The organism is Halalkalibacter krulwichiae (genome assembly GCF_002109385.1).
In the GTDB taxonomy this organism is placed as follows: Bacteria; Bacillota; Bacilli; order Bacillales; family Bacillaceae_D; genus Halalkalibacter; species Halalkalibacter krulwichiae.
The window spans coordinates 3,703,912-3,723,284 of sequence record NZ_CP020814.1 but is presented as its reverse complement, the minus strand read 5'-3'; the positions used below and the strand labels follow the sequence as shown (position 1 = coordinate 3,723,284).

The following is a 19,373-nucleotide window of genomic DNA, read 5'->3' as shown; positions in this document are numbered from 1 at the left end:
TTACGTTTCACAAAAAACGCAGGAGGTTTAGCAAATGAACAAGAAAACGATTCGTGATGTTGACCTGAAAGGGAAAAAGGTATTTTGTCGTGTGGACTTTAACGTTCCAATGAAGGACGGAAAAGTGACAGACGAAACTCGTATTCGTGCGGCAATTCCAACAATCAATGCGTTAGTAGAGCAAGGAGCTAAGGTTATTCTTGCTTCACACCTTGGCCGTCCAAAAGGGACAGTTGTGGAAGAACTTCGCTTGACTCCAGTAGCAGAACGCTTAAGCGAACTACTAGGGAAAGAAGTGAAAAAAGTCAATGAAGCTTTTGGTCCGCAAGCAGAAGATGCAGCTAACTCTCTTATTGAAGGAGAAGTTCTTCTACTTGAAAACGTTCGCTTTTATCCTGGAGAAGAAAAAAATGATCCGGAATTAGCGAAAGCATTTGCAGCATTAGCAGATGTGTATGTAAATGACGCATTCGGTGCAGCTCACCGTGCTCATGCTTCAACAGAAGGGATTGCTCATCACTTACCAGCAGTGGCAGGATTGCTAATGGAAAAAGAGTTAGATGTACTTGGCAAAGCTCTTTCTAACCCAGAGCGTCCTTTCACAGCGATCATTGGCGGTGCGAAAGTAAAAGACAAGATTGGTGTTATTGATAATCTTCTAGATAAAGTCGATAACTTAATTATCGGTGGTGGACTAGCTTATACATTTGTGAAAGCACTTGGTCATGAGGTAGGAGAATCACTTCTTGAAGAAGATAAGATTGATCTTGCAAAATCATTTATGGAAAAAGCAAAAGCAAACAATGTCAATTTCTACATGCCTGTAGATGTGACAGTTGCCGATGATTTTTCAAATGATGCTAATACAAAGGTCGTTGCAATTGATTCAATCCCTCAAGACTGGGAAGCTCTTGATATCGGACCAGAAACGATTGATACATATCGTAAAGTCATTTCAGAGTCAAAACTTGTTATCTGGAACGGACCAATGGGTGTGTTTGAACTTGATGCATTCGCAAAAGGTACTCGCGGTGTAGGAGAAGCTCTTGCTGAAAGTACAGACACGTACTCTGTAATCGGTGGAGGAGACTCTGCAGCAGCTGTTGAAAAGTTTGGTATTGCAGATAAGATGAGCCACATTTCAACTGGTGGCGGAGCATCGCTAGAATTCATGGAAGGTAAAGAACTTCCTGGACTCGTTGCATTAAACGATAAGTAATTTTCAAATATTATATGAGGTGAGAATATGCGTAAGCCAATCATTGCAGGTAACTGGAAAATGAACAAAACGCTAGGCGAAGCAAAGCAATTTGTTGAGACGGTTAAAGCAAGCATCCCAGCAAATAGCGAAGTAGACTCAGTTGTATGCGCGCCAGCTCTATTTTTAGAAAGCTTAGTAAGTCAAGCTGAAGGTACAGATCTTAAAATTGGTGCGCAGAATGTTCACTTTGAAGAAAGTGGAGCATTCACAGGCGAAATCAGCCCTGTAGCTCTAGCAGATATGAACGTTGATTATGTAATCATCGGACACTCTGAGCGTCGTGAAATGTTCGCTGAAACTGATGAAACAGTTAACAAAAAAGTACACGCTGCTTTCAAACATAGCCTAGTTCCAATTATGTGCTGCGGTGAAACAGATGAAGAGCGTGAAGCAGGCAAAACGAACGATGTTGTCAAAGTTCAAGTAGAAGCTGGTCTTGCTGGCTTAACAGAAGATCAAGTGAAAAGTACGGTGATTGCCTATGAGCCAATTTGGGCAATCGGAACTGGAAAATCTTCTTCTGCATCTGATGCAAACGAAGTATGTTCTTACATTCGTAAAGTTGTGGCAGAAAGCTTTTCACCTGCAGCGGCAGAAGCTGTTCGTATTCAATATGGCGGTAGCGTAAAGCCTGCGAACATTAAAGAATACATGGCAGAATCTGATATTGATGGCGCATTAGTCGGAGGAGCTAGCCTCGAAACCGATTCATTCCTTGCACTTTTGGAGGAAGGTAAATGAGTAAAAAGCCAGTTGCTCTCATCATCCTAGATGGATTTGCGATGAGAGATGAAATCAAAGGAAATGCAGTTGCTCAAGCAAAAAAGCCAAACTTTGATCGTTACTGGAACTCCTATCCTCATGCAACGCTTGAAGCACAAGGGGAGGCAGTTGGTCTTCCAGAAGGTCAAATGGGGAATTCGGAAGTCGGTCATTTAAACATCGGCGCTGGACGTGTTGTTTATCAAAGCTTAACGCGCGTAAACCTTTCGATTCGTGAAGGGGATTTCTTTGAAAACCAAACGTTCCTTGATGCGATGAATCATGTAAAAGAGAAGAAGAGTGCTCTTCATGTGTATGGCTTGCTTTCTGATGGAGGAATTCACAGTCACATTGAACACCTTTTTGCTTTACTTGAGCTTGCAAAGCGTGAAAAGGTTGAGAAAGTATATGTACATGGTTTCCTTGATGGACGTGACGTAGGACCGACTTCAGCTGAAGAGTACATTCGCAATCTCCAAAGTAAGTTAGAGGATTTGTGCGTAGGTGAAATTGCGACACTTCATGGCCGTTACTATGCGATGGATCGCGACCGTCGCTGGGAGCGTGTTGAGAAGTCTTATCGCGCAATGGTTTATGGAGAAGGACCAACGTATACAAATCCAATAGATGTTGTTACAGATAGTTATCAAAATGAAATCTTCGATGAATTCATTATTCCTTCTGTGATTACAAAGGAAGATGGTTCTCCGGTCGGAAAAATTGAAAGTGATGATGCAGTCATCTTCTTTAACTTCCGTCCAGACCGCGCGATTCAAATGTCACAAGTGTTTACAAACACCGACTTCCGTGGATTTGATCGTGGTGAAAACCATCCAGAAGGTTTACACTATGTATGCTTAACGCACTTTAGTGAGACGGTTGATGGATTCGTAGCCTTTAAGCCTACAAATCTAGACAACACACTTGGAGAAGTGTTAGCACAACAAAATTATAAACAGCTTCGAATCGCTGAAACGGAAAAATATCCACACGTTACGTTCTTCTTTAGTGGCGGACGCGAGGAGCCTTTCCCAGGCGAGGAGCGAATCTTAATTGATTCACCAAAGGTTGCAACGTATGACTTACAGCCAGAAATGAGTGCTTATGAAGTAACGGACGCGTTACTTAAGGATATTGAGGCTGATAAGCATGATGCCATTATTCTTAACTTTGCAAACCCAGATATGGTTGGACACTCAGGTATGCTTGAGCCAACGATCAAAGCGGTTGAAGTAGTTGATGAGTGCTTAGGTAAAGTAGTTGATGCTATTGTTGCTAAAGGGGGAGCTGCAGTCATTACCGCTGATCACGGGAATGCCGATGAAGTAATCACCCTTGAGGACAAGCCAATGACAGCTCATACAACAAACCGTGTTCCAGTAATCGTAACAGAGGATGGTGTTACGTTACGCCAAGACGGAAAATTAGCGGATTTAGCGCCAACAGTTCTGAACCTTTTAGGCGGAAAGCAACCGGAAGAGATGACGGGTGTAACGTTAATTCAAAAATAATAAAGTATTTAGCAGGAAGTTTGGCTTTTGAGTCGAACATTAATACGGTTGGAGTCAGAGTATCTGCATGAAAAGGCAGATTCTAACTCACAATAAATTGAAATCATATTACGATCCAAATATAAGGAGTGACTTTACAATGACAATGATTACAGATGTATATGCTCGCGAAGTACTAGATTCTCGTGGTAATCCTACAGTTGAAGTTGAAGTATACCTTGAGTCTGGCGCAATGGGACGCGCGTTAGTACCAAGTGGTGCTTCTACAGGTGAATATGAAGCAGTTGAGCTTCGTGATGGTGGAGAGCGCTATATGGGTAAAGGAGTTCTTCAAGCGGTTGATAACGTAAACGAAGTAATTGCTCCTGAGCTTATTGGTTTTGATGCTTTAGATCAACTTGGAATTGACCAATTAATGATCGATCTTGACGGAACGGACAACAAAGGCAAGCTAGGTGCAAACGCAATTCTTGGCGTATCTATGGCTGTTGCTCACGCTGCAGCAGATGCTCTTGGTGTACCTCTATATGTATACCTTGGTGGATTCAATGCGAAGCAACTGCCAGTACCAATGATGAACATCATCAACGGTGGTGAGCACGCTGATAACAACGTCGATATTCAAGAATTCATGGTAATGCCTGTTGGTGCAGAAAACTTCCGCGAAGCACTTCGCATGGGTGCGGAAATTTTCCACAACTTAAAAGCAGTTCTTAAAGGCAAAGGGTACAACACAGCTGTAGGTGACGAAGGTGGATTTGCTCCTAACCTTTCTTCTAACGAAGAAGCACTTGCTACAATCATTGAAGCAATCGAAAAAGCTGGCTATAAGCCTGGTGAAGAAGTAATGCTTGCAATGGACGTTGCATCTTCAGAGCTTTACAACAAAGAAGATGGTAAGTACCACTTATCTGGTGAAGGCAAAGTTCTATCTTCAGAAGAAATGGTTACTTTCTACGAAGATCTTGTATCAAAATACCCGATCATCTCAATTGAAGATGGCTTAGATGAAAACGATTGGGATGGCCACAAGCTATTAACAGATCGTCTAGGTGGAAAAGTTCAACTTGTTGGTGACGATTTATTCGTTACAAACACTCAAAAGCTTGCTGAAGGAATTGAAAAAGGAATTAGTAATTCAATCCTAATCAAAGTAAACCAAATCGGTACATTAACGGAAACATTCGAAGCGATCGAAATGGCGAAGCGTGCTGGTTACACAGCTGTTATCTCTCACCGTTCTGGTGAAACAGAAGATGCAACAATTGCTGACATTGCTGTTGCAACAAACGCTGGTCAAATCAAAACGGGTGCACCATCTCGTACAGACCGTGTGGCGAAGTATAATCAACTTCTTCGCATTGAAGACGAGCTTGCTAACGTAGCAACATATGGTGGTCGTTCAGCATTTTATAACTTAAAGAAGTAATAACTTAAAGAAGTAATGAATTGGAAAAAGACGTGTGGGTTGGACACACGTCTTTTTTTGCCTTTTCCTTAACTAGTCCACTCATCATGAATAATACCTACTAAATACCACCTATTATTCTCTTCAATTAATACGAATCGAAGGCTGCGCCAGTCCATTCCCTCATATTCTTCGATAAACCCAGGAAAGTGGTATTCAACAATCGTGGCTCCTGGATAAACTTCCTTTGTATTATCAATACTGTTTCCATGGCCGAGTCTTTTATTATAGGAAATTTCCTCTGCGTTGACATAATCCTCATCATACACAAAACGGTCGTAATATTCCTTGAAGGTCATCTTAATAGGCTCGCCAGTTCCATCAAAATAGCCCCACTGATAGACCGTTTCATCGGTCAACCCGTTCTTCATCTGCTCGGTAGTGAAGACGACATCTTCTTGTAGGTCTACATAGCCGTAAGGGGAGAAGCGAACGCCATCGTTTGGATGAATGTGTTCACTTAACCGTTCCATATCCTTAGTTTTTAGCAGTTGAATGGCTTCTTCAGCTGTATCTTCTAGGGAAAGAGGCGACTTTGTTCGTTCAGAGGGAAGGAAGCAAGTGGACAGAAACAGAGCCAATAAAAAAAGGAAAATGCTAGAATATATAATTTTCATGTACTTTCCTCCTTTATCTCTTCTTTCTAAAGTATATGTGAAGAAAAATGATCATGATTGGACAATGATAAAAAAGGAAAAAAGTTGAACATATGAAAAGGATTGACGAGGTGTTCGCAGAGAAATACACGTTCCTTTTTTCTCACTCTAACTAGGTGGTACACATATAGTGTATCAGCGAGTGAATTTGGAGGTCGAATACAGTGGCATTTCAAGTGTATTATCAATTCCAGCCTGAATATGACAATCGTCAATTTCCTCCTGTAGATACAACAACTTTTCAACAGTCTTTGCAAGCTTATCAAACATTAATGGAGCATGGCAGAATCGTAATCAATAGTTTATTATCCTCGCAAGATAAAATGTTTCAATTAATGGATGCTGCGCAAAAAAGTGATGATGAGGCAGTCGATCAAATTCTAAGGGAGACGGGTGTACCAACGATGGTTGAAACGAACTATACACCTACTGGGGTTACTTTTATTCTACGTGCTGAGCAATGCTGTACATTAACGATGTACCTTAGGTGGGGCTTCTAATAAGCACATGTCCGTGAAGCAGTATAGAACTACTTCACGGACATGTGCTTTTTGCTTTACGAAAAGTTTGTCAGATAAGATGACTGAATGCACCAAGAAGATGTTATTTTCTATTATTCTTTTGCTATAATCCTTCGGGTATCGAAATCAAAGCTTGATAAAAAAGGTAACAAGCATGAACATTTAAAACAGAAAGGAAGAGTGTCATGACATCAAAGATCATTGATCTAACACAAGAGATTTTTCAAGGAATGCCGGTTTTACCAGTACAACAACAAACAGTGATTTTTTCAAATGACTCACATGAAAGCTCCAAACGAACGATAGGGTTTGAATTTGCTAGAAATAATCTCCTAATTAATGAGCATAGTCCAACGCACAGTGACGCGATATATGAATTTGACCCAGAAGGACCGACTATCGATGAGATGGACTTAGACTCGTTTTATGGACCTGCCATTTGTCTTGATGTTTCACATGTTAAGTCAGACCACTACATTAAAAAGAACGATTTGAAAGAGGCTCTGAAAGTAGCTAATCAGAAAATTGAAGAAGGAGACATTGTATTGCTTTATACAGGTCACTATGATCGTGCTTATGGAACAGATGCTTGGTTTACTTCGCATACTGGATTGCATTATTTAGCTGCAAAATGGTTAGCTGAACAAGGTGTTAAGAACATAGGAGTCGATACACCTTCAATTGACCACCCAGAAGATCGAAAGTTTTCAGGCCATCTTGCTTGTCGTGAATTTCAAATAACAAACACTGAAAACCTTTGTAACTTACATAAAGTCATGAACAAGAGGTTTTTGTATATCGGTTTGCCATTGAAAATCCGTCATGGAACTGGCTCTCCAATTAGAGCAGTTGCCTTATTAATTTAAAATAATTTATGTATGGCATTTTATTCATACCATACAAGAGGAAATGTCACGCGACTTTCTTTGATTTCGTTCAATGCGCAATCAGATGAGGTTGCGCTTTTTTTGTACTCTATTCTAGTTTAGTTATATCTTACAAAAAGACGAAAATAAGCAGCGATACCAAATAAAAACGTTCGTAAAATATGCGTTAGATAACCTAACTATAATTAACAATTCGGTATGTTTTTCGATTACGCTAACTTTATATTCGAAATATATTAAGAATCTTTTAAAATTTATGATGATTAAACGAAGTAAAAAAAGAAAAAGAAGGGATGAGATGAATGTCTGAAGTGGTAAGAATGAAATTGGTTGAAGCAGTGGGAAGTCAAAATGTTGTTATGGAAACAGAAGCTATAGCTAAGCTTTCAAAAGACTATTATTGGTACTCTCCTGTTTTAGAGAAAGAACTTTCTAAGAAACAGGCAGATTACGTCATCATCCCAGAATCAGTTGAGTCATTGAAAAAAGCACTACAAGTAGCGGTTGATGAAAAGCTTCCTGTTACAGTTCGAGGGGCTGGGACAGGTAATTATGGGCAAGCGATTCCAATGACAGGTGGCGTAGTGGTGGATCTTAGTAAACTTAACAAAGTATTAGAAGTAGGTGAAGGCTTTACCCGTGTACAAGCTGGAATGAGAATGAGAGATTTGGAAAAACAAATTGAAGCGACAAATCAAGAATTAACGATCTATCCTTCAACATTTGTAAAAGCGACAATCGGAGGATTTGTCTCAGGAGGTTCAGGAGGCGTTGGTTCTGTTACATGGGGAACCTTTGGGACGACAATGTTTTAGAAGCTAAAGTGCTGACGATGGAAGAGGAAGTGAGGGAAATAGTTGTTTTGAAAGAAGAGTTATTGGATTACATCCATAGTTACGGGACAACCGGAATAATAACAGAGATAACTATCCCGATCAAACCGAAGAATCGATGGACGCAGGAACTAATTAGCTTTGATGATTTAAAGGATGCTCTTCAGTTCACACGAAGCATTGCAGAGGGGACAGAGTGGAGAAAAAGACTTGTTACGGTCGTTGAAGCGCCAATTCCAACTTTCTTCCGTCCATTGAAGAAAATCATGAAAGAGGTAGCAAAGACAAACCATTTAGTTCTCATTGAAATAGCTGAAGAGGACCGTAAGAAAATGATCGAACTTGCAGAAAAGTCAGGAGGATGTATTGTTCATTCAGTCGAAGCTGAACGTTACCGTAAAGGAATCGGCATTTCAGATTTCACCTGGAATCACACGACGTTATGGGCTTTAAAAAATGATAAGAGCTGGACTTATTTGCAAAACTTTTTCTCTTTAGAAGACATTCATAATCAGATTGACAACATTAAGAACCGTTATGGAGATGAAGTGCTAATTCATGTGGAATGGTTGAGGGATCGAGGCAAGCTCGTTCCAGCTGGACTGCCATTAATTAAGTTTCAATCCTATGAACGATTATATGAAATCATAGATTTCTTTAATGAAATAGGTGCGACAGTCAATGATCCTCACACTTATTTACTTGGAGCAGGAGGGTGGAATTTACAATTAGAATCGATTGCAAAAAAGAAACGAGATAATGATCCATATGCCTTGTTGAATCAAGAGAAATTGCCAGTCTATGAATTAGTAAAAGAACGATTGTAAGGGGGCTTTAAAATGTTGGTGGAAATGGTTTTACAAATAAGGAGAAATCAAAACGTGGAGGTGACCTGTCATGTCTAGACATGCAGCCAATACGGCAAGTCAACTAACAATCCCTAAAAGCACCAGTTCAGTGCCTGTAATGAAGACAAAATTTTACGATCGATTAAAAAAAGCTTTCCTTCCTCTTATTGCTTTTATTTTTTTTGTTTCACTATGGCAAGGAATTGTTTCACTAATTGGAGTTCCGCACTATATTTTGCCCAAACCTACTGATATTGTCGATGCCGCGGTGAAAAACTGGTCCCTGTTATCAAGTGCGTTATTGACAACCATTATTGAATCTGTGCTTGGTTTTATTTTTAGCGTAATTGGTGGAATTGGTGTTGCGGTGTTAATGGCTAGCTCCAAATGGGTTGAGCGAAGTCTGTATCCATATGCGATCATTTTACAAACGATTCCTGTAGTTGCAATCGCTCCAATTATCGTAATTTGGTTTGGGTCAGGCATGAAGGCGATCATTATTATTGCTTTTACGATTGGGTTTTTCCCGATGCTGTCAAACACATTAATCGGGCTCAATGCAACCGATCATAATATGAAAAACTTATTCTACTTGTACAATGCATCCAAATGGCAGGTTATGTGGAAGCTTCGCTTTCCTGCGGCGCTACCTTACATTATTGCTGGTGCAAAGATTTCTTGTACATTAGCCGTTGTTGGAGCAATTGTCGGAGAATACATCGCTGGTGTAGGTGGTGGAGCTGGTGGTTTAGGTTATGCGATTACAGTTGCTGCGTCAAGACTCCAAACTCCATATTTATTTGCACTAGGACTATCTGCGGCTGTACTAGGAGTTACGTTCTTCCTCATTGTTAGCTATCTTTCAAAGTTATTCTTAAGCTCATGGCACGAATCGGAGATGGAATCTGAATAAAAGCTTCTACCAATACACACATCAATTAATAGAAACATAACGGGGGTAATGAAATGGTTAAAAAACTGTTTGCTAGTATGACACTATTGATTGCACTAACTGCATGTGGGGAAACGGAAGTAGAAGAAGTAACAACAGAAACAGAGCGTGAAGACACAACGATTGAGGCCAATGAATCAGCTGAGTTGTTTGAGATGAAGCAAATTACAAGCTGGTTTCCTCAAGTGGAAAATGCCGGTCAGTACTATGCACAAATGGAAGGTTATTATGAAGAAGCTGGAATTGAGATGACGACAGAGCCAGGTGGTCCACAAGTCTCTTCGATATCGATTGTCTCTTCTAAAAGTGCACAATTTGGTATGGCACAAGCTGATCAAGTGTTATATGCCATTAATGAGGGCATTCCGTTAGTGGCTGTATTTGCAAACTTCCAAAAAACACCGCAAGGCATTATGTTTCATAAAGATCAACAAATCGAATCATTCGATGATTTAGGAGATGGTTATGAGATTTATACAGCCGCAGGTGCTGGATATTGGGAATACTTAGTAAGCGAATATGACATTGAACAATCACAAAATCGTGTCTATACAGGAGATAACTCTACATTTGTTGCAAATGAAAAAGCAGCTTCGCAAATGTATGTGACGTCAGAGCCTTATTACTTAATGGAAGAAGGAGTTGAAACAGGGCATTTGCTTATTGCTGATTCTGGTTATTCCCCATATGGTGATGTGTTATTTACGACAAAAGATTTTATCGAAGAGCATCCTGAAATCGTTCAAGCATATGTAGATGCAACAAAGAAGGGCTGGGAAGCGTTTAAAGAAGATCCGGAAAAAGTTTATGACTATATCATTGAACTAAATCCTGATAAAACTGTTGAGCAAATGGCTTATGCAACGGAAAAAATGGAGGAGTTGGTATTTGGTGACGACGCAGTAACTCATGGGGTTGGATATATGTCAGAGGAACGCTGGCAAACTTTAATAGACCAATTAGTAGGCTTAGAGCTACTAGACTCACAAATTCCAGCAGAAGAAGTATTTACAACTGACTTTTTGAACTAGTAATTAAAGGAGGGGCAAGTCACATGAAACAAAGACAAAATAGCAAGGCGTGGCAGGAATTTTTCTTGCCAAGGCTATCTTCTAAAGAAGTTCAACACTTGGATAAAGAAAAAGGAGTAGTCGTCTTGCCGGTTGGAGCTGTTGAACAACATGGTCCACATTTACCTGTATACACCGATACACTCATTGCTGAAGGGCTATTAGCATCAGCTTTTAATCTTCTTTCCGAGCAAGATCACGTTTGGATGTTGCCGCCTTTGCCATATGGAAAAAGTACAGAACATTTAGGTCATCCGGGTACAATTACGTTATCAACCGAAACGTTGCGGCAAGTCATTATGGATGTTGGCAGAAGTGTGAAGACAAGTGGATTTAGAAGAATCGTATTATTTAATACACATGGTGGAAACGTTGACTTATTAAACATGGTTGCCCGCGATCTCAGAATTGAAACAGAGCTGATGGTATTTCGAATGAATGCGATGGATCATAAACAAGAGTTAGCGCAACTGTTTTCAGAGGAAGAACTCACCTTTGGGATTCACGGAGGTGAGGTTGAGACATCGCTTATTCTTTCCTTAGAAGAAGAATGGGTGAACATGGATCAGGCGCCAAATGAATTTTTTGATTACGAGGCTCATGTCGGAATCAAAGGTGGGCCTTATGTAGCTTGGATCATTAATGACCTTTCAGACTCAGGGATTGCCGGAAATGCACAGCAAGCGACAAAGGAGAAGGGTGAGGAAGTATTAAAGCGTTTAAGTGTAGCTGCAGCCCATACATTACAAGTTATAAGCACATTTGAGATGGACCAATTCAAAAAGCCGCAGTTTGTTTAGAAGGAGAGGAAGCTTGTGAAAATTGAGGTGGCAACGAAAGAGGATGTCCTTATACAAAAAAAGCCGAAGCTAAGGATAAACAATGTGAGCAAAACTTATGATCAGAAGATCGTCGCTTTGAGTGAAGTAAATCTTGATATCGAAGAAGGCGAGTTTATGTCGTTTGTCGGGCCTTCTGGCTGTGGGAAATCAACTATTTTCAAAATTATCGCAGGCTTAAGCGAACCGACTACAGGTGCAATTGAAATGATTACTCCAACATCAACAGACACCGTGATTAATCGGGATGAAGTTGGCTTTGTGTTTCAGCATGCGACCTTGCTGCCGTGGAAGCCAGTAATCGATAATGTGGCATTGCCATTAGAATTAAAGGGAGTTGCCAAAAAAGAGCGCTATGAAAAAGCGATGAATGTGCTTGAGATGGTTGGATTAGAAGGTTATGAGAAAGCTTTGCCGAGGCAACTATCAGGCGGAATGCAGATGAGGGTTTCGATCGCGCGATCATTAATTGCTAAACCGAAACTATTGTTAATGGATGAGCCGTTTGGAGCTTTAGATGAAATGACGAGACAAAACTTGCATTATGAGCTGCTACGTATTTGGGAAAAAACGAATATGACTGTTTTGTTTATCACTCATAATGTGTTTGAGTCAGTCTTTCTATCAACGAAAATTGCTGTTATGAGTGCAAGACCAGGTCGAATTACGAACGTATATGAAGTCCCACCTTATGAGCGCAATGAATCGTTTAGAAGTACAAATGAGTTCAGTCGACTAGTAGGGGAAATTGAATCTGGATTAAAACACTAACGGAAGAAGAAGGTGCAGCCAAAGACGTAGCTGTACCTTCTTTATTAGGGAGGTTTGTGATGGATTGTTCAACGAATTGGCTACAAAAAGTAGATACGGAATTTGAAAAAGAAGTCATTAATAAAAAAGAGAAATATGTCAAACGTATGTCTCAAGATTATTATTGGTATTCACCTATCCTACGTGAACAACTTACTGATCGTTTTGGAGATTGTGTGCTATCACCAAGATCAGAAAAAGAGTTAATTGACATTATAAAATTTGCCGTAAGATACAAAGTTCCAATTGTAGTAAGAGGGGGAGGAACGGGGAACTATGGTCAAATTGTGCCACTAAAGGGCGGGATTGTGTTAGATACAAGTCGGCTAACAAACGTCATTTACATTGAGAAAGGAGCAGGAACATTTCAAGCTGGTGTTAAGCTTGGCACAATTGAACGTTTGCTAAAAGAAAGCGATCAAGAGCTCCGCTTTTTCCCTAGCACGTATTTGAAATCAACGGTCGCAGGGTTTATTGCGGGTGGAACAGGGGGAATAGGTTCTATTGAATATGGAACGTTATGGGATGAAGGAAATATTTTGTCTCTGACGATTTTAACAATGGAAGAAACACCAAGAAAGCAACTAGTCCAATCGAAAGAAGAACTAGCTCAATATATTCATAGCTATGGGATATCTGGGATCATCTTAGAAGCGACTTTGGCGTTAGCTCCAAGAACGAATTGGGTTGATCTGTTCGTTCATTTTACCGGACTTGATCAAGCGCTTCTTTTTTCAGAGAAGGTTGCAAATGATCCGATTATAAAAAAGCGTTTAGTCTCCGTGTGTGAAGCTCCGTTATCAGCTGCTTTTCGTCCGATTGAAACGTTTACAAATGCAAGAACAGCAACCGTCTTACTGCAAATTGATTCTTGTCATATTGAAAAGGTTAAGCAACAAGTAGAAAACGATGGCGGAACTATTGCTGCATCCTTTTCTGAATATATAAAGAAACATAAGTTACGGAGTAGTGACTTCAGTTGGAACCATGTTACCCTTTGGTGGTTGAACAGACATCCAACTGATACGTATCTTCAAGGGCGGTTCGATCCAAGAGATTATCTTTCTCAGGTGAGGACATTAAAAAAGGTGTATCAAGATGAGGTACTGATTCATTTTGAATGGATTAAAGCCGGTGGTAAGGTTGTGCCGAACTCACAACCAATCATTCGGTTTACGACAATTGAACGACTACAAGAAATCATTGCAACGTTCCGTGAATGCGGGATTAAAGTAAGCAACCCTCATACGTATGTATTAGAGGAAGGGGGAAAAGATGATTGGATTGACGCTATTTGCGATGCGAAAATGCATAATGATCCGTTTGATCTTTTAAACCCAGGAAAAACGAATCGTCTAGCATTGGCAGGTGATCAGATTGTATGATCTCCTCATTAAAGGTGTCCGCAGGTTAACTGATAGCGAGTCAATCGATATTGGCATCAAACAAGACCGAATCGTAGCCATTGGGTCGATCTCAGACTCTGCACTTAAAACAATTGATGGGAAAGGAAGAGTTGTACTACCGCCCTATGTTGAATCACACATTCATTTAGATACGGCGTTGACATGCGGGTTTCCGGCATTTAACCAATCAGGTGAATTGTTTGAGGGCATTAAATTATGGAATGAGTATCGGCAAACGATGACGGAGAAGGAGGTCACGTCAAGAGCTCTTGACGTCATTCGAACAATGGCGGGGCAAGGTGTGCTTTTTATGAGAAGCATGGTGGATGTCTCAGACCCTAATTTGATTGCCTTAAAAGCATTGCTTCAAGTAAAGAAACAAGTTGCCCCTTTTATGGCACTACAATTGGTTGCCTTTCCACAAAGCGGCCTCAGTTCGCAAGCAGGAAGAGAGCAGCTTGATCAAGCAATTGCACTTGGAATCGACGGGATTAGTGCTGTTCCTCATCTTGAGCCAACACGTGAAAAGGGAGTGGCCTCTCTTGTCTATTGCTTTCAACGAGCGCAAGAGAGCAATTGCTTTCTCCATATCTTTTGTGATGAAATTGATGATCTCCAATCACGGTATCTTGAAGTTGTCGCAGATCTTGCTTATGAATCTGGGCTAAAAGAACGCGTGACCGTTAGTCATCTAAATGCAATGAGCTATTATAATGAAGCTTACGTTAGAAAAGTAATCAGTTTGGTGAAAAGGGCTGAAATCAATGTGGTGACGGCTCCGCTTATAAGTAGTGTCATGCAAGGGCGTCTTGACTCATGGCCAAAAGGTCGGGGAATTACAAGGGTAAAAGATCTACATGAGGCGGGTGTCCCTGTTGCTATTGCCCATGATGATTTTTTAAGCCCTTTTTATCCATTAGGTACAGGATCTTTGCTTAATGCTTGTCATATGCTTATTCATTTAGCCCATATGACGGGATTGGACGACTTTCAAGACGTGTTTGAAATGATTACATCCACCCCAGCTAAAATATTAAACATAGATAACTATGGGATTAAGAAAGGGTGTTTGGCTAATTTACTGCTCGTAACCGCAAGCGATGCTCATGATCTAATAAGAAGACAACCAGTCGCCGAAGTAGTAATCTCACAAGGACATATCATAGCTGAGACTCCTTTACAGCAAACCGTTTTACATGTAGCTGATACACTGAAGTTAAATGATGAAAAGCTTGATTTTGTTTGAAGGAGGAAGAGAAATGAATATGAAAATCGTCAATGTTAAGATTCCAACGTTGGATAAAGAACTATTTTACACTATTTCGATTAAAGATGGTTCTGTTGTCGAGTTAGTTCCTCATCCATCAAAGGTAAAGGGGGAGCGCGCGTTTTCTTATTTGCAAGAAGAATTAATGACGACAAATGATATTGTCTGGGACGGGGAAGGACGGATCCTTTTACCAGGAATGGTCGATGCTCATATGCATCTAGATAAGTCGCATACCCTTTTTGTTGCTGAAAACAAAAGTGGCACTTTGCTAGAAGCGATAGAGAGTTATACGAAAGCATCCGAATCGTTTACGGATGAACAAGTGAAAGAGCGGATGAGAAAAACGGCTTTAGGAGCCTTAGCTCATGGAACGACTACGATACGGACTCATATTGACTTTAATACGAGAGTCCAGGAAGAAACGACCTTTCGTGGAATCAGAATGGCCCTAGAATTAAAGCGAGAGCTAGCTTCTGTCATGACGATTCAGGTCTATCCGATGCTGCCCTATTATCCTTATACTGATCTTGATCGAACGAAAATTGAAAAAATGTTAAAAATGGATATCGATGGCGTTGGGGGTGCTCCTCACATTAGTGAAAAGCCATTAGAGTGTATCGATGAGATTTTCTCTTATGCAAAACAACACAACTTGCCGCTCGATCTTCATACAGATGAGAGCGATGATCCAGCTGTTGATACAGTGTTGTACATAGCCGAAAAAACGAAGCAATTTCACTATCAAGGGAAAGTAGTTGTAGATCATCTTTGTTCATTAGCAGCAATGGAGGAGCAAAAGGCGAAAATGGTCATTGAGGAAATGAAAAAAGCGCATTTAGGAGCCATCACACTTCCGGCAGCAAACTTATATTTACAAGGAAGAGGGGATACCGGTATCATTCGCAGAGGAATTACAAGAGTCCGTGAGTTACTAGAGGCTGGTGTTCCGATTGCTACAGCATCTGATAATGTATGTGACCCGTTCCATCCATTTGGACGGGGAGATTTGTTGCAAATTGCTCAATTAACAGGTTATACCGCTCATTTGGGCGGAAAAGAGGATATACCGACACTTTTAAAGATGATTACAGATATACCAGCTAAGCTTACAGGAAAACAAGAAAAGGGTATTGCAACCGGGCAACAAGCCGATTTTGTCATTATCGATGCTACGTCGGTAGAAAGGTTATTTGCAGAACTTCCACAAACACGAGCTGTTTTTGGAGGAGGGCGTTGGCTCGTTTCAACGACGACGAGTAGGCATTATGAAGTGAATGGTTCCATTCAATTAGGAAGAGGGTGATGACATGACGGAGGTTGTTATTGTGTATTACAGTGCATTTGGACATATAGCGACATTAAGTGAAGCAATCGCAAAGGGAGTCGAACGGGTTGAGGGTGTTCGTTATAAACTTGTTCGAATCCCAGAATTCAACGATCCATCTATTCGTGTCGTCAACCAGCGAAGCAATCAAAAAGAGGAAGGACTTGGTCAACATTTTAAATTAACGAAACGAGTGGAAGATTATGACCGCGTACAGGAAGAACAAGCGAGTATTCCGATCGCGGCGATGGAGGATTTGCGATTAGCAGACGGTATCATCTGGGGATTTCCGACGTATTTAGGTTCAATGCCAGCGCAAGTGAAATCTTTTCTTGATCAAGCCGGTCAATTTTGTACGACGGGTGATTTAGAAGGGAAGCCAACAGCATTGTTCACAAGTGCGGGCTCCATACACGGAGGACATGAGGCGACACTTCTTTCATCATTAGTTCCGCTTCTTCATCTCGGAATGCTGTTTGTTGGGCTCCCATATACAGAGAACCCAGAGTATTTAACTGATCAAGCGATTGGCTGCTCCCCTTATGGAGTCTCTACATTAGCAGGACCAGATGGTTCAAGGATCCCTGTTGAAGAAGAATTAACAATGGCATCTCGATTAGGAGAGCGTGTCGCTCGAATTGCAAAGGCCTTTACGGTTGCCAAACCGTTTGATAAGTAGCGTAAAGGGTGTCCTAGACACCCTTTAGCCTTTCATTAAATAAACGTTTGTTTAATTGTGTTAAACAAACGTTTATTTAAGTCTTTTTTTATTGATAGTGAAGGGATTCCATTATTTCAATATTTCCCGTTGACTCTAACGTTACGTGATGGCTTACAGTGAAAATAGAAAGGAGGCAGGGAGGAGATGGCTTGGAAAGTAAAGGAAGTTGCTGACTTGGTTGGGATCAGTATTCGAACCCTCCATTACTATGATGAAATAGGCCTGTTGTCACCATTGCAACAAACTGATACGGGATATCGTCTTTACTTGCAGGAAGACTTGGAGATGTTGCAACAAATTTTGTTTTATCGGGAGTTGGATTTTTCTTTGAAAGACATTAAGCAAATCATCCACAGCTCTTCATTTGACAAACAGCAAGCGTTAGAACAACATCGGACAAAATTAATTCAAAAGCGTAATCAGCTAGACGCGTTGATTCAAAATGTAGAGAAATCGATGAAACATTTGAAAGGAGAAGTAGAGATGACAGATACTGAAAAAATTGATGGATTTGACTTTAGTGACAACCGCTATGAAAAAGAGGCCCGCGAGCGCTGGGGAGATGAAGCTATTGAGCAATCTAAAAAGAAAGTGGCAGGAATGTCAAAAGAGACTGAGCAGAAAGTACGAGACATTTATTCTCAGCTTGCTTCATTGAGACATATTTCGCCTCAATCAGAACAGTCACAAGCAGCCATTAAAGAATGGTTTGAGTGTTTAAATACACATTTTGGTACGTATTCAAAAGAGGCCTTTAAAGGACTTGGTCAAATGTATATCGTTGATGAGCGTTTCACGAAAAATATTGACCAATATGGTGAAGGATTAGCTCAGTTTATGAGCGAAGCGATGGCTTATTTTGCTGATGAGAAGGAGGGTTTGTAAAAACCGTTCTGCCAGTGATTGCACAGGATAGAAAAGTGTTTAATGCGCACGATATGATTGGGCACGTAAACTCAATCAAAGGAATTGGAGGTATCTTATCATGAATCCAGATACGAATCCTGCTCAACTTTTGTTAGAAGAAGCCAACGCGGCTTTAATTGAAGCGCAGACAAGTGGATCACCCGAGCAGTTACAGCAAGCGCAATCTGCGTTGCAACAAGCACAGCAGAAGCTTCAAATGGAAAATCAAGAGCTGCAGCAAGCACAGCAACAACTTCAACAAGCGCAGCAGCAAGTGCAGCAACAGAAACTTGATCTTGAGCAAATGCATCAGCAGGTGACGAGCAAACAACAACAGCTGCGACAGACGCAGCAAGATGTGATTCAAAAGAAACACCAAGTTGTCCAAGAAAGAGAAGAAGTGTTCCAAGCTCAAAAGCAAGTATACGAAGCAATGGCTTCTGAGCAAAATCTACAATAATGAAAAAGGGGCGTTTCAAACATTTGAAACGTCCCTAGATGTTTAAAGTGATAGAAACTGCCTGATTTTACATAAAAACAAGTGACTCAAGCTTCTGAGTCACTTTCAAATCCAATATGTAGTCTACACTTCTTCGTTTAGCTCAGAAATGTCTACTTGTGTTCGCTCTTCTAACGGGCCTCTTAAATGAACCGTAGCTGTCTTGCCATCTTCGTTTAACTGGTCAATCCATACCGACGTTCCATTGTATGTGACATCGATATCAGCAGAAGAGGAAAGGATTTGTTTGACTCGATTTGCATCCATATGTTTCACTCCTTTTATAAGTTATAGTCTTAGTATTTGGGGAAAAGAAATATTTATGCTACAAAACGAGTTGAACAAGAGAGTGTTTGGGAAATGTCTTGAGCCTTGTAGCCTTTCTGTGGTACAGTAATACTAGCGCAAACTGTGCTTGGAGGTGTAATTCATGCTTGGAGTAGCAACGGTTTTACTTGTGATCGTATCAATCAGTTTAATTGCAGTTGTATTATTACAATCTGGTCGTAGTGCTGGACTTTCAGGTGCTATTTCTGGTGGGCAGAGCAGCTAATGGGGAAGCAGAAGGCTCGTGGTATTGATGCCGTTTTAGGAAAAGCAACCATAGTTTTAGCTGTACTATTTTTTGTTCTAACCATTGCAGTTGCATATTTAATCTAAAAGCGGTAGGCAATAGCCTGCTGTTTTTTTGTGCATAGGCAAAGTCTGATCCCTTGCTTGCCGTAAGCAACAAGAGTACGCTTAATAAGAAGCTTGTTTTGACACTCTTATGAACGGGAAATAATAAAATAAATTAACGTTCCTTACGAATCAACTAATTTCAAAATCA

At 40.6% G+C, this 19,373-nt stretch carries 20 protein-coding genes and 1 pseudogene; 19 read left to right on the top strand and 2 right to left on the bottom strand.

Annotation, left to right across the window (positions count from 1 at the left end; translation table 11 throughout):
• The first annotated feature begins 34 nt into the window (after positions 1-34).
• From BkAM31D_RS18820 to eno, 4 genes are all read left to right on the top strand, one after another.
• Complete coding sequence (locus BkAM31D_RS18820) at positions 35-1,219, top strand: phosphoglycerate kinase (protein ID WP_066156763.1); 1,185 nt, start codon at positions 35-37, stop codon at positions 1,217-1,219.
• Positions 1,220-1,246: 27 nt separating this feature from the next.
• Complete coding sequence (gene tpiA, locus BkAM31D_RS18815) at positions 1,247-2,002, top strand: triose-phosphate isomerase (RefSeq protein WP_066156760.1); 756 nt, start codon at positions 1,247-1,249, stop codon at positions 2,000-2,002.
• Positions 1,999-3,534, top strand: a complete 1,536-nt coding sequence (gene gpmI / locus BkAM31D_RS18810) for a 2,3-bisphosphoglycerate-independent phosphoglycerate mutase (RefSeq protein ID WP_066156757.1) — start codon at positions 1,999-2,001, stop codon at positions 3,532-3,534. The genes tpiA and gpmI overlap by 4 nt, the downstream gene beginning before the upstream one ends.
• A gap of 139 nt (positions 3,535-3,673) precedes the next feature.
• Positions 3,674-4,963, top strand: coding sequence for a phosphopyruvate hydratase (eno, locus tag BkAM31D_RS18805; RefSeq protein WP_066156753.1), 1,290 nt, complete (start codon positions 3,674-3,676; stop codon positions 4,961-4,963).
• A 68-nt stretch (positions 4,964-5,031) separates the two neighbouring features.
• On the opposite strand, the gene BkAM31D_RS18800 is transcribed toward eno, so the two are convergent.
• The gene (locus BkAM31D_RS18800) at positions 5,032-5,619 is read right to left on the bottom strand and encodes a hypothetical protein (RefSeq protein ID WP_066156750.1); all 588 of its coding nucleotides are present in this window, start codon (positions 5,617-5,619) and stop codon (positions 5,032-5,034) included.
• 203 nt (positions 5,620-5,822) lie between these two features.
• Between BkAM31D_RS18800 and BkAM31D_RS18795 the strand changes: the two genes are divergently transcribed.
• The 14 genes from BkAM31D_RS18795 to BkAM31D_RS18735 all read left to right on the top strand — a co-directional run bounded on the left by BkAM31D_RS18795 (position 5,823) and on the right by BkAM31D_RS18735 (position 18,505).
• The gene (locus tag BkAM31D_RS18795; protein WP_066156748.1) at positions 5,823-6,158 is read left to right on the top strand and encodes a YuzC family spore coat inner layer protein; all 336 of its coding nucleotides are present in this window, start codon (positions 5,823-5,825) and stop codon (positions 6,156-6,158) included.
• Between the two features lie 206 nt (positions 6,159-6,364).
• Complete coding sequence (locus tag BkAM31D_RS18790; protein ID WP_066156746.1) at positions 6,365-7,045, top strand: cyclase family protein; 681 nt, start codon at positions 6,365-6,367, stop codon at positions 7,043-7,045.
• Positions 7,046-7,368: 323 nt separating this feature from the next.
• Positions 7,369-7,881: an FAD-binding oxidoreductase gene (locus BkAM31D_RS24520; RefSeq protein WP_257391596.1), complete on the top strand. Its 513-nt coding sequence runs from the start codon at positions 7,369-7,371 to the stop codon at positions 7,879-7,881.
• Positions 7,851-8,726: a hypothetical protein gene (locus BkAM31D_RS24515; protein WP_257391595.1), complete on the top strand. Its 876-nt coding sequence runs from the start codon at positions 7,851-7,853 to the stop codon at positions 8,724-8,726. Before BkAM31D_RS24520 ends, BkAM31D_RS24515 begins: the two co-directional genes overlap by 31 nt.
• A gap of 139 nt (positions 8,727-8,865) precedes the next feature.
• Positions 8,866-9,660, top strand: a complete 795-nt coding sequence (locus BkAM31D_RS18780) for an ABC transporter permease (RefSeq protein ID WP_235820504.1) — start codon at positions 8,866-8,868, stop codon at positions 9,658-9,660.
• Positions 9,661-9,713: 53 nt separating this feature from the next.
• A complete protein-coding gene (locus BkAM31D_RS18775) occupies positions 9,714-10,730 on the top strand; it encodes an ABC transporter substrate-binding protein (protein WP_235820500.1) in 1,017 nt (338 codons plus the stop codon).
• A 23-nt stretch (positions 10,731-10,753) separates the two neighbouring features.
• Positions 10,754-11,569, top strand: coding sequence for a creatininase family protein (locus BkAM31D_RS18770; protein ID WP_066156737.1), 816 nt, complete (start codon positions 10,754-10,756; stop codon positions 11,567-11,569).
• A gap of 15 nt (positions 11,570-11,584) precedes the next feature.
• Positions 11,585-12,379, top strand: a complete 795-nt coding sequence (locus BkAM31D_RS18765; protein WP_084372306.1) for an ABC transporter ATP-binding protein — start codon at positions 11,585-11,587, stop codon at positions 12,377-12,379.
• Positions 12,380-12,438: 59 nt separating this feature from the next.
• Entirely contained in the window at positions 12,439-13,803 is a 1,365-nt protein-coding gene (locus tag BkAM31D_RS18760) for an FAD-binding oxidoreductase (RefSeq protein ID WP_066156735.1), read from the top strand.
• Complete coding sequence (locus tag BkAM31D_RS18755) at positions 13,796-15,070, top strand: amidohydrolase family protein (RefSeq protein WP_066156732.1); 1,275 nt, start codon at positions 13,796-13,798, stop codon at positions 15,068-15,070. Before BkAM31D_RS18760 ends, BkAM31D_RS18755 begins: the two co-directional genes overlap by 8 nt.
• A 13-nt stretch (positions 15,071-15,083) precedes the next feature.
• Entirely contained in the window at positions 15,084-16,397 is a 1,314-nt protein-coding gene (locus BkAM31D_RS18750) for an amidohydrolase family protein (RefSeq protein WP_169801130.1), read from the top strand.
• A gap of 4 nt (positions 16,398-16,401) precedes the next feature.
• Entirely contained in the window at positions 16,402-17,097 is a 696-nt protein-coding gene (wrbA, locus tag BkAM31D_RS18745) for an NAD(P)H:quinone oxidoreductase (RefSeq protein WP_066156727.1), read from the top strand.
• Between the two features lie 186 nt (positions 17,098-17,283).
• On the top strand, positions 17,284-18,024 hold the full coding sequence (locus BkAM31D_RS18740; RefSeq protein ID WP_085449822.1) for a MerR family transcriptional regulator: 741 nt from the start codon (positions 17,284-17,286) through the stop codon (positions 18,022-18,024).
• Positions 18,025-18,124: 100 nt separating this feature from the next.
• Positions 18,125-18,505 carry a hypothetical protein gene (locus BkAM31D_RS18735; protein ID WP_066156721.1) on the top strand — a complete coding sequence of 127 codons (381 nt, stop codon included), beginning with the start codon at positions 18,125-18,127 and terminating at the stop codon, positions 18,503-18,505.
• A gap of 123 nt (positions 18,506-18,628) precedes the next feature.
• On the opposite strand, the gene BkAM31D_RS18730 is transcribed toward BkAM31D_RS18735, so the two are convergent.
• Positions 18,629-18,811, bottom strand: coding sequence for an H-type small acid-soluble spore protein (locus BkAM31D_RS18730; RefSeq protein WP_066156718.1), 183 nt, complete (start codon positions 18,809-18,811; stop codon positions 18,629-18,631).
• A 163-nt stretch (positions 18,812-18,974) separates the two neighbouring features.
• Here BkAM31D_RS18730 and secG point away from each other — a divergent pair.
• A pseudogene (secG, locus tag BkAM31D_RS18725) lies at positions 18,975-19,204 on the top strand (preprotein translocase subunit SecG).
• Positions 19,205-19,373 lie beyond the last annotated feature (169 nt).

Bases quoted from the DNA above. Each gene is read 5' to 3' on its own strand.
- BkAM31D_RS18760 (WP_066156735.1), top strand. From the start codon at position 12,439: ATGGATTGTTCAACGAATTGGCTACAAAAAGTAGATACGGAATTTGAA.
- BkAM31D_RS18730 (WP_066156718.1), bottom strand. From the start codon at position 18,811: ATGGATGCAAATCGAGTCAAACAAATCCTTTCCTCTTCTGCTGATATC.
- BkAM31D_RS18820 (WP_066156763.1), top strand. From the start codon at position 35: ATGAACAAGAAAACGATTCGTGATGTTGACCTGAAAGGGAAAAAGGTA.
- BkAM31D_RS18770 (WP_066156737.1), top strand. From the start codon at position 10,754: ATGAAACAAAGACAAAATAGCAAGGCGTGGCAGGAATTTTTCTTGCCA.
- BkAM31D_RS24515 (WP_257391595.1), top strand. From the start codon at position 7,851: ATGGGGAACCTTTGGGACGACAATGTTTTAGAAGCTAAAGTGCTGACG.
- BkAM31D_RS18800 (WP_066156750.1), bottom strand. From the start codon at position 5,619: ATGAAAATTATATATTCTAGCATTTTCCTTTTTTTATTGGCTCTGTTT.
- BkAM31D_RS18780 (WP_235820504.1), top strand. From the start codon at position 8,866: ATGAAGACAAAATTTTACGATCGATTAAAAAAAGCTTTCCTTCCTCTT.
- eno (WP_066156753.1), top strand. From the start codon at position 3,674: ATGACAATGATTACAGATGTATATGCTCGCGAAGTACTAGATTCTCGT.
- BkAM31D_RS18735 (WP_066156721.1), top strand. From the start codon at position 18,125: ATGAATCCAGATACGAATCCTGCTCAACTTTTGTTAGAAGAAGCCAAC.
- BkAM31D_RS18790 (WP_066156746.1), top strand. From the start codon at position 6,365: ATGACATCAAAGATCATTGATCTAACACAAGAGATTTTTCAAGGAATG.
- wrbA (WP_066156727.1), top strand. From the start codon at position 16,402: ATGACGGAGGTTGTTATTGTGTATTACAGTGCATTTGGACATATAGCG.
- BkAM31D_RS24520 (WP_257391596.1), top strand. From the start codon at position 7,369: ATGTCTGAAGTGGTAAGAATGAAATTGGTTGAAGCAGTGGGAAGTCAA.
- tpiA (WP_066156760.1), top strand. From the start codon at position 1,247: ATGCGTAAGCCAATCATTGCAGGTAACTGGAAAATGAACAAAACGCTA.
- BkAM31D_RS18750 (WP_169801130.1), top strand. From the start codon at position 15,084: ATGAATATGAAAATCGTCAATGTTAAGATTCCAACGTTGGATAAAGAA.
- BkAM31D_RS18740 (WP_085449822.1), top strand. From the start codon at position 17,284: ATGGCTTGGAAAGTAAAGGAAGTTGCTGACTTGGTTGGGATCAGTATT.
- BkAM31D_RS18775 (WP_235820500.1), top strand. From the start codon at position 9,714: ATGGTTAAAAAACTGTTTGCTAGTATGACACTATTGATTGCACTAACT.
- gpmI (WP_066156757.1), top strand. From the start codon at position 1,999: ATGAGTAAAAAGCCAGTTGCTCTCATCATCCTAGATGGATTTGCGATG.